Raw genomic sequence first — 3,772 nt, 5'->3', positions numbered from 1 at the left:
CATTGTTATTTTTGAGAAATCCCGTAGCGTCGGTCGTTTAGCAACGCGATATCACACGGACAGCGCAACACATAAAAACTGGCAATGGGCATTTGGTGCACAGTTTTTCACTGCAAAAAGTACTGACTTTCAGCAGTTTATCAAGCCTTGGCTAAAGAGTGATTTATTGCAGCCATGGTATGCCAATGTAGTGGACTTAATACCCTCTCACGATGCCGCTCAGACTCCTGATATCCAAATAAAAGAGCAATGGAGCAGTACCCAAGCACGTTATATCAGCACGCCAAAGATGACCAGTTGGGGTCGGGCATTGGCCGATGAATTACAATATACGACGATCAAGTTTAAAACTCATGTCGCACCACTTAATCAAGCAGAAAAACACGAAACAGATAATCAAACCAAAACGGAATTATTCGATGAAGATGGCAACAATCTTGGTAACTTTGACTGGGTAATTTGCACCGCGCCAAATGGTCAAGCTATAGAGCTGATGGCGGATAGCAATTTTAAAGAGCTTGCAAAAATCAGTAAGCCAAAAATGCAGGCTTGCTATACCTTGATGCTCGGTTGGGGTGAAGGGCAGACATTACCTGACGCGCTAAACGTCCAAGCGGCATCGTGGGATGTCGCTTATGTGCAGCATTCGCTACTCGATCGTATTTTTATTGAACATCAAAAGCCGGCTCATAACGAGCTATTGCCTAGTGTGACTATTCATGCCCGCAACGATTGGTCAGAGCAGCATGTCGATGACGACATGGAGACCGTAAAAGCAACCTTGCTACAAGCAGCAAAGCAAGCATTGAGCTGGGATGAAGGTAGCACGGCAAGCCAAATCGACTGTCATCGTTGGCGTTATGCAGCAACCCTGAAAAATATAGATAACACAGAGCTTGGCATTTTAGTGGATGAGCAGCGTCAATGGATTGTCAGTGGAGATTGGTGCGGACAAGGTAATATCGAGAGCTGCTATCAGATGGCAGCACAAACGGTAGCAAGAATTCTCGCTGATGAAATGCGCTCATAGCCAATATTAAAAATTAACATGTTAAGTGCTATACAGAGGAGGTAACACGCGATGTTTGGATTTCATATAGATTTGAATCTACTGGGTTATCACTTTTTTCAATTGGGCATTGCTTTTGTATTGTCATTGCCGATTGCTCTTAACCGTGAAATGAAACACAATGGAGCAGGGCTTAGAACTTTTCCACTGGTGACGATTGCCTCATGCGCGTTTATGTTGGTAGGAATGGATATTTATGAGTCCGCTGATGAAGCGAGAATCATGTACGGTATCATTACTGGTATGGGCTTTATTGGTGGTGGTGCTATCTTTAAAAATGAGATGGGTTCAAAAGGCACTGCGACGGCAGCGAGTTTATGGAACACTGGTGCTATTGGCATTTCAGTGGCTTATAGTCGTTACGAGATTGCCATCATATTGTCTGTGGTTAGTTTTTTGATTTTACAGTTTTCAGAGCCGTTTAAAGCTAAGAGGAAGTAGAGCGTGTCTCAAGTAACTTTGTACGATTTATAACCTGTCTTTTTTACCACTGACCTTTGACTCATAGTGCTTTCAGATAACGATCATTCGAATCGAAGACACGCCCTAGACAAAGCGAAAAAGAGACCCCCAGTTTTTAAAGGCAAAAAAAGAGCCCACGGAGGAGATACCGTGGACTGAGGAAAACTTACCATGCGGTTAGATGAAAAATCACAAACCGCTAATACATAGTTATTAATTTATTATTATATAACTTCTCTTATGATTAAGATATGCTTAAAAGTAAATATTTAAAGACACTCTTACATCTGCTTACAAATTTCAGTGTACAACTGTATTGCTATATTCCACTTATAATAACTGAAATTCAGCTATTTGCCTAAGCTTGCTTACATGTTATTACGTTTTGGCTAATTTGAGCATTATCGCTATGTAAACTATCACTCTCGTTATGCTACTTTTGTCAAAGAGCGGCTCGTAAAAACCAGACATCTGGTATTCAACGCTATAAATATGGCTATTTTTCCCAAAAAATTTTTGATTGTCACAATATATGCTCGGTATAAAGGATACATACGCAGATGGCATGACGACATGCTCGAAAAATGCTAAGCTAGCCACATTCCTATCGTTCACTATAACTGGGTTTGCCATGACTAAGAGCACGCATTTGCATCCGCAGGAGCCGTCAAGTACGCAGAGTAACAAGAGTATTTTTAATTTGCCCAATAATCTGACGATTGCGCGTATCTTGATGATTCCGCTATTCGTGGCAATTGCCTATTGGCCGCCTGCCATGGGTATTGGCATGCCAGCAATCTCGGATAACGTGATTGCTAAGGTTGGTATGAGTGAGTTTAGCGATAGTCTATTGCGTCATTTATTATTGACCGGCGTCTTTATCCTAGCGGCGATTACTGATTGGCTTGATGGCTATTTTGCCCGTAAGCTCAATGTAGTGTCTGCCTTTGGACGCTTTTTGGACCCTGTTGCTGATAAGCTTATGGTCGCAGCTGCATTAATCATCTTAGTACAGTGGCATCCCAATATCATTATGGCGATTGCTGCGATTGTAATTATCTCGCGTGAAATTGCGGTATCGGCATTGCGTGAATGGATGGCAGAGCTGGGTAAAAGCACCAGTGTGGCGGTCTCTTATGTTGGTAAACTGAAAACTACTTTTCAGATGATAGCCATTACCGTTTTATTATTAAACTGGCAATCACTTGAAACGATAGGCTATGTGTTGATGGTGGCAGCAGTTATTTTGACATTGTGGTCGATGATGATTTATCTAAAAGCTGCTTGGCCGTATCTCAAGCAAAGCGGTTAAGCTCATCGTATTAATACGAATCTAATAAACTCTAGACAATAAAAAAACGCCAGTCGCATTAGCCACTGGCGTTTTTTATGATAAAAATTTTGCTTTTATCTGCTTGATATATCAGTTATCAATTATAAAGAAACAGAGAAGGTTTCACCCATATCTTCAGCGGTTTTACCATCTTGTAGCGCTGCTGCTGCCATTTTGAACATATTCACGACGGTACTGCCGCTAAGCCAGCACTCTACACCGTGCGGTACTATTTTAATCAGCTGGACATTTTCGTCTTCTTTACCATTTGCAAAAAACGCATCATATACAGGCGACCATAGTTCGTCCAACTTAGCTTTGTCAGTCGGTAATTCTGCATCACCGCTCACAGAGACATAGTTTTTTTCATCTTGAGTCGCATAGGTGAGACCAATTCTTGCATCATCTTGGATGTCTTTTACCACGTCTGATTTTTTATCTCCGATAAACCAAATTTCTTTATTATCAAGGTTCACGTCACTGGTAGTCATCGGCCACGCATGAATATCCCCTTTTTTATTGCTGGTACTCATCATGGCAAATTTTACGTCTTTAATGACGGCTTGGATTTTGTCGAGTTGCTCTTGTTTACTGATATTACTCATGCTGGATATCCTTTTTCATTATAGTAAATAGAATTTGAATTTATAGTTATTCATTTTTAGTTTAAATAAGCTGGTGTTCGTATTTATATTTATGAACGGCTAAGCTCATTGACAGCTGCTAACTAGAATAGCGATTACGGGTAGGCTATTTATATAGGTTGCCAGTAAGGCGATGTGAGAGTTTGTAAAGACTATAAGCTTTAGGTAAAAATTGTGACGCTGTGCCGTCAGGCTTGTTGCTTTGATAGTAAATTGACAGGATTTGCCCAATCCTTCAGCATAATAGTAACGAATCGATTGGCA

At 40.9% G+C, this 3,772-nt stretch carries 4 protein-coding genes; 3 read left to right on the top strand and 1 reads right to left on the bottom strand.

The features are described 5' to 3' along the window. From VLN09_RS06115 to pgsA, 3 genes are all read left to right on the top strand, one after another. On the top strand, positions 1 to 1,030 hold a 1,030-nt coding region (locus VLN09_RS06115), incomplete at its 5' end, for an NADP transhydrogenase subunit alpha (RefSeq protein WP_325244676.1). A 51-nt stretch (positions 1,031 to 1,081) separates the two neighbouring features. After that, positions 1,082 to 1,510, top strand: a complete 429-nt coding sequence (locus VLN09_RS06110) for an MgtC/SapB family protein (RefSeq protein ID WP_325244674.1) — start codon at positions 1,082 to 1,084, stop codon at positions 1,508 to 1,510. A gap of 652 nt (positions 1,511 to 2,162) precedes the next feature. After that, positions 2,163 to 2,843, top strand: coding sequence for a CDP-diacylglycerol--glycerol-3-phosphate 3-phosphatidyltransferase (gene pgsA / locus VLN09_RS06105; protein WP_325244672.1), 681 nt, complete (start codon positions 2,163 to 2,165; stop codon positions 2,841 to 2,843). A 122-nt stretch (positions 2,844 to 2,965) separates the two neighbouring features. Here pgsA and VLN09_RS06100 read toward each other — a convergent pair whose 3' ends face one another. Next, positions 2,966 to 3,469 carry a pyridoxamine 5'-phosphate oxidase family protein gene (locus tag VLN09_RS06100; RefSeq protein WP_325244670.1) on the bottom strand — a complete coding sequence of 168 codons (504 nt, stop codon included), beginning with the start codon at positions 3,467 to 3,469 and terminating at the stop codon, positions 2,966 to 2,968. Between the last annotated feature and the right edge of the window lie 303 nt (positions 3,470 to 3,772).

It is taken from the genome of Psychrobacter sp., assembly GCF_035469765.1.
Classification (GTDB): Bacteria; Pseudomonadota; Gammaproteobacteria; order Pseudomonadales; family Moraxellaceae; genus Psychrobacter.
This window is presented reverse-complemented; position numbering and strand designations above follow the sequence as displayed.

Excerpts from the sequence above, each read along its gene's own strand:
- pgsA (WP_325244672.1), top strand. The coding sequence starts at position 2,163 with ATGACTAAGAGCACGCATTTGCATCCGCAGGAGCCGTCAAGTACGCAG.
- VLN09_RS06100 (WP_325244670.1), bottom strand. The coding sequence starts at position 3,469 with ATGAGTAATATCAGTAAACAAGAGCAACTCGACAAAATCCAAGCCGTC.
- VLN09_RS06110 (WP_325244674.1), top strand. The coding sequence starts at position 1,082 with ATGTTTGGATTTCATATAGATTTGAATCTACTGGGTTATCACTTTTTT.